This window comes from Thermoleptolyngbya sp. M55_K2018_002, assembly GCF_015295965.1.
GTDB lineage: Bacteria > Cyanobacteriota > Cyanobacteriia > Elainellales > Elainellaceae > Thermoleptolyngbya > Thermoleptolyngbya sichuanensis.
This window is the reverse complement of the sequence record NZ_DVEA01000198.1, coordinates 1-5,100: the sequence shown is the minus strand read 5'-3', so window position 1 is coordinate 5,100 and position 5,100 is coordinate 1. Positions and strand designations below refer to the sequence as shown.

The window sequence follows — 5,100 nt, the reverse complement described above, 5'->3', positions numbered from 1 at the left end:
GCGCCCGCAGAGCCGTCGTCAGTGCGATTGCGATCGCCGACGAGGAGGGCGCTGACGCAAGCCCCGTGGAGCGATGTCGCCGTCCCTGACCAACCGACCCGCTGCTGTGCCCATCGCCTCGATGCCGCAGACTTTGGGCCATCCATTCGGCATCGCGCTCTGCCTGGAATAGGTCAACCGGACGCTTGGTGACCACAAATGCGCCTCTTTCATCTCGCTGCACGAGGGGAACCTCAGGGTCTAGGTATTCGCAGAGGGCAGGCAGATCACTCGATTCGCCTGCAAAGATGTGCTGCTGGGTGTCCAGGGCTTTCCAGTTGCGTTCTAGCTTTTGGGCGATCGCCTTTAGCTCCAGCATGGCGGCTTCCTGGGCAGCAGAAAGCTGGTTAATTTCGTCTGCCTTCACTTCCAGCAGGCGCATCACTTCCGCCGCTGGGAACTCAGAACGGGTCGGCGCTTCAGGATGAGATTTACGCCCCGATGCAGCGGCAATCGGGGTTTTGGGCGATGCAGCGGCCACTGGTGCAGCAACCGCCGCAGACGATGCAGACGACACACCAGACGAGGCCGACGGCACAAAGGTTGAGGTTAGCGCTGCTGACATGGCCCGCAGCGACTCGGCAGCCTGCTGCAATTCGGCGGCTTGCTGGGCTTCGGCGGCGGCTGTGCGGACGGCCGCAGTCACGTCGGCATCCGTAGGGCGATTTTGCGCCGCAACACCAGCACGACTGCGCTCTAGAGGGCGTTCTGGAGGGGCGATTCCCGTAGGGATCGCTTCGCGAATCGCGCTCATCCGTCCTGTAGCTGCGCTCTGGGCAGGAAACATTTCCACCATACGGGAGGCAGGGGCCGACGAGACAGCGACTTGTCCAGCCCGAATGGCCTGGAGTCGCTCCTGAATTGCGCGAATCTCGACCTGGCTGGCGGGCATGGATGTGGGTTGGGCGGCGGGGGATTCCTTCATGCGTTCAACTCCTGAAGCGTGCTGACAGTCTGAGAACCTGGGATAGCGCAGAGCAGTGAGCGGGACGATTTGCTCGGGTCTTGCTCCGTTGACTCGGAGCGCTTGCTTAGATGCGCTAAATCATGCGCTAAATCAAATGCACTAAAATTAAAGGTGATCCGAGTTAGTACCTAAGTACTTGCTTCTGCATACCCCTCATGGTAGCTCAAAATAGTATTTATGTACTAAATCCGTCAACCCTTTTGTCTATGTCTCTTGATACTGGGCTTGAACGCTTGCAGTTGATTCACGATTGGCAGGACTGATGAATCGGGTGAATCAGCTTCTTTTGGGCTACAGTGGCGAAACCCTCCAATCTTGCCAGTCCTGTTTTTCTGTTGCTTTCAGGGCAAATTGGGGCATCCTGGAAGTCAGACCGTTGTGCGATCGCCCCGTCCCTTCTATCGGCCCTAGAATAAACAAGGCGCTGTTTGCAAAAGCCACGTTCGAGCCTGGTTCTGGCAGGACGCTCTGGGTTTTGCTAGTCCATCCTCCTGCCTGAGTCGTAGACTCGTAGACTTCACGCCCGTCATTGCCTGCCCGTCATTTCACGCAGAGTGCCGCCCTGTCTTCCAATCTCCGTCTTCCAATCTCCGTCTTCCAGCCTCTGTCAGTCTGCCTCGTGATCTTTTGCTCTGCGTTTCGCCCCTGCCTTTTTTGCGTCTAGCCTTTTTTGCGCCTATGACTGCGATTCAGCCCCCCGACCGCGCTGCGACCCCCGATCAATCTGCTCCAAGGTATCCGCTGTCTACGCTTAAGCGGGCCCGGCGGGCAGTCGCCTGTTCCCCCTTTTTGCTGCCGCTGTTCGCCACGATGCGCCAGGAGGGGGTGTCGCTGAGGGCGATCGCCGGATCATCGGGTGTGCAGCAGCGCTACACTCGCCGCCCGCTGGCGGAACTGGCTGCTGAAGATGCGCTGCTCTGGCTCATCGATGTGGGTGTCCTGCGGCGCGAGGTCGATGGACAGGGACTCACCGATAGCTTTCGGCTCACGCCGCTGGGCCGCATTCTGGTGGACCAGTGGGTCGAGCGCAACCGGATTCCCGCACCCACCCTGGGCGATCGCCTTGCCAATTTGCTATCTCGCTGGTTTCGTCCACCTGCCTGGCTTCAGTAGCTCATCTCCGCTCTGAAAGATTTCCGCCAGTCTTTCAGGGTTTCTTGCTCCATAGGCTGTAAATCAAAACAGCGAGTCAAACCATCTCGAAACTATCTATTCCTGCGCCTGTACCCTGCTTCGCACCTCGCTCATGCACATCGCCCCTGCTCGCCTACGCTCTTTCGGAGGTCTTGGATGAAAGCCATTATGGTGGTGGGAACTGCGTCTCATGTCGGAAAGTCTATGCTGACGGCGGCCCTGTGCCGCATCCTGAGTCGCCGGGGCTGGCGAGTTTCCCCCTTCAAAGGGCAAAACATGGCGCTCAATGCCTACGTCACCGCCACGGGCGGAGAAATTGGTCATGCTCAAGCAGTGCAAGCCTGGGCAGCGGGTGTTGCGCCCCGCGTGGAGATGAACCCCATCTTGCTCAAGCCCCAGGGCGATATGACTTCGCAGGTGGTGCTGAAGGGACGGCCTGTCGGGCGCGTCAGTGCGGCTGACTATTACGCCGAATATTTCGAGCTAGGCTGGCAGGCGATCGAAGAATCTCTGGCGCGGCTGAGCGAAGAATTCGACCTGGTCGTGTGTGAGGGGGCAGGCAGCCCGGTCGAGGTGAACCTGAAAGAGCGTGACCTGACCAATATGCGCGTTGCCACCCACCTCAACGCGCCGACCCTGCTGATTGCCGATATTGAGCGGGGCGGCGTGTTTGCCCAGATTGTGGGCACGCTGGAATTGATGGAGCCAGAGGAGCGTGCCCTGGTAAAAGGCATCATCATTAACAAGTTTCGTGGACAAAAGGCGCTGCTCGACCCCGGACTCACCTGGCTAGAGGAGCGGACGGGCATCCCGGTTCTGGGGGTGATTCCCTGGATGGAGCATTCCTTTCCGGCAGAAGACTCGCTCTCGCTGTTTGATCGGGGACAACAGAGCGGCGGCAACGAAGTGACGGTCGCCGTGATTCGCCTGCCGCGCATTTCAAACTTTACCGATTTTGACCCGCTAGAGGCGGAACCTACCGTTTCAGTGAAATATATCGGGCTAAAGGATTCCCTGGGCTATCCCGATGCCGTCATCCTGCCAGGTTCCAAAACGACCATTCCCGACCTGATTGCCCTCCAGCGCACTGGGTTGGCCGAGGCGATTCAGAAATACGCCGCTGCGGGCGGCACGGTGTTGGGCATTTGCGGCGGCTATCAAATGATGGGCACGATGCTAGCCGATCCGGAGGGCGTGGAAGGTCAGGAAGGTCGCTATAAGGGGCTGGGTCTGCTGCCGATTAAGACGGTAATTACGGGGCAAAAGGTAGCGCGGCAGCGACAGGTCACGTCTAATTTTCCGCAGGTGGGGCTGCCGGTGCTGGGCTATGAAATTCACCAGGGACGCACCCATCTGGCCGATGCCGACCAAGAGCCGGAGGGGCCCGTGTTCAAGCCGCTGTTTGACGATCGCAATTTGGGCGTGGTGGATTCTACCCAGTCGCTTTGGGGCACTTATCTGCACGGCATTTTCGACAATGGCGCGTGGCGGCGGGCCTGGCTGAACCGACTGCGGCAGCAGCGCGGCCTCAAGTCGCTGCCAACGGGGGTCTCTAACTATCGAGAGCAGCGGGAGTCTATGCTAGACTCTCTGGCTGATGCCTTTGAGTCTTACCTGGATTTATCGGCGCTGTCGTCTTATTTGGACGGCTGATCTTTGGATAGCTGATCTTTGCATAGCTGATCCGCGTCGCCCATGAGTTTAGACATAGAAATGAGTGTAGAAATTCACTTTTTGCCCGACAATGTGACGGTGCAGGCAGACCCCGGCGAGCCGCTGCTGGAAGTGGCGGAACGGGCGGGTGTGATGATTCCCACAGGCTGTTTGATGGGGTCCTGTCATGCTTGCGAAGTGGAGGTAAATGGCGACGAGTCGGTGTGTGCTTGCATTAGTGCCGTTCCCGCTGGGGCGACCCAGCTCACCATCAACCTCTACGTTGACCCCACTTGGTGATTCTCCTGATTACTTTCCATGATTTTCCATGATTGATGAATTTGAGCTGCCGAATGCGGTGCGGGCGGCGATCGCCCTCGGCAGCAACCTGGGTGATTCGATCGCGATTGTCGAGTCGGCCATTGAGGCGATCGCCCGCGTTCCGGGTGTGCAGCTCATCGAGCGATCGCACCTATACAAAACTGCCCCCGTCGGCCCGCCCCAGCCAGACTATATCAACGCCTGCGTGCTCGTCTATACGCTGCTGCCACCAGACACGCTGCTGGGCGTACTGCTCGAAATTGAGCGCCAGTTTGGGCGAGTGCGGCGAGAGCGCTGGGGGCCCCGGCTGCTGGATCTCGATCTGCTGCTCTACGGCAACCGCATGGTCAACACACCCACCCTGCAACTGCCCCATCCCCGGATGCGCGATCGCGCCTTCGTGCTGTGGCCCCTGGCGGAAATCGCGCCCGACTGGGTGGAACCTGTCACCCTCAAAACCATGAAGGCCCTGCGTGACCAGATTGATGGCTCCGGCATCCAGATCATCATCACCTTAGGGCTGAACGGATGACGGGCCTGCCCGCCGATCCAAATGCCCACCCGCCTGTGGTGGAATGGGGCGATCGCCATCCTGCCAAAGCCCACCTGCGGAACTCGGTCTGGCAAAGCCTGAAAGACAGCGGCGCAGCCCTCCGCGACCCAGTGGGCCATATCCCCTACTTTGCCGGAGCTGAAGCCGCCGCCGAGCAGCTTGCTTCCCTACCCATCTGGCAGCAGGCGCAGGTCGTCAAGTGCAACCCCGACCGACCGCAAGCCCCCGTGCGGCTGCGGGCACTGCAAGACGGAAAACGACTTTACAGGGCAGTGCCGCGCCTCACCCGCCGTCAGTGCTTTGTGGAACTCGACCCTGCCACGCTGCAACGGCAGGGCATTCCGTTCAAGCAGGTGGCCGCCATGCGTCAGGCGCTCATCCACGGCCGCCTGGTCAGCTTTGACGAGATGCAGCCGATTGATCTGGTCGTCGT

4 protein-coding genes and 2 pseudogenes are annotated in these 5,100 nt (G+C 59.6%); 5 read left to right on the top strand and 1 reads right to left on the bottom strand.

The window, feature by feature from the left end:
- A pseudogene (locus IGS51_RS09585) lies at nt 1–964 on the bottom strand (hypothetical protein); the annotation flags it as partial.
- Nucleotides 965–1,684: 720 nt separating this feature from the next.
- On the opposite strand from IGS51_RS09585, the gene IGS51_RS09580 reads away from it, so the two are divergent.
- The 5 genes and pseudogenes from IGS51_RS09580 to IGS51_RS09560 all read left to right on the top strand — a co-directional run.
- Nucleotides 1,685–2,119, top strand: a complete 435-nt coding sequence (locus tag IGS51_RS09580; RefSeq protein WP_297078194.1) for an Npun_F0494 family protein — start codon at nt 1,685–1,687, stop codon at nt 2,117–2,119.
- Nucleotides 2,120–2,296: 177 nt separating this feature from the next.
- Nucleotides 2,297–3,793, top strand: coding sequence for a cobyric acid synthase CobQ (gene cobQ / locus IGS51_RS09575; protein ID WP_172358143.1), 1,497 nt, complete (start codon nt 2,297–2,299; stop codon nt 3,791–3,793).
- A 60-nt stretch (nt 3,794–3,853) separates the two neighbouring features.
- Nucleotides 3,854–4,093, top strand: coding sequence for a 2Fe-2S iron-sulfur cluster-binding protein (locus tag IGS51_RS09570; protein ID WP_277773218.1), 240 nt, complete (start codon nt 3,854–3,856; stop codon nt 4,091–4,093).
- A 28-nt stretch (nt 4,094–4,121) separates the two neighbouring features.
- Entirely contained in the window at nt 4,122–4,646 is a 525-nt protein-coding gene (folK, locus tag IGS51_RS09565; RefSeq protein ID WP_297078192.1) for a 2-amino-4-hydroxy-6-hydroxymethyldihydropteridine diphosphokinase, read from the top strand.
- Nucleotides 4,643–5,100, top strand: a pseudogene (locus IGS51_RS09560) (5-formyltetrahydrofolate cyclo-ligase); the annotation flags it as partial. The gene folK and the pseudogene IGS51_RS09560, both read left to right, overlap by 4 nt.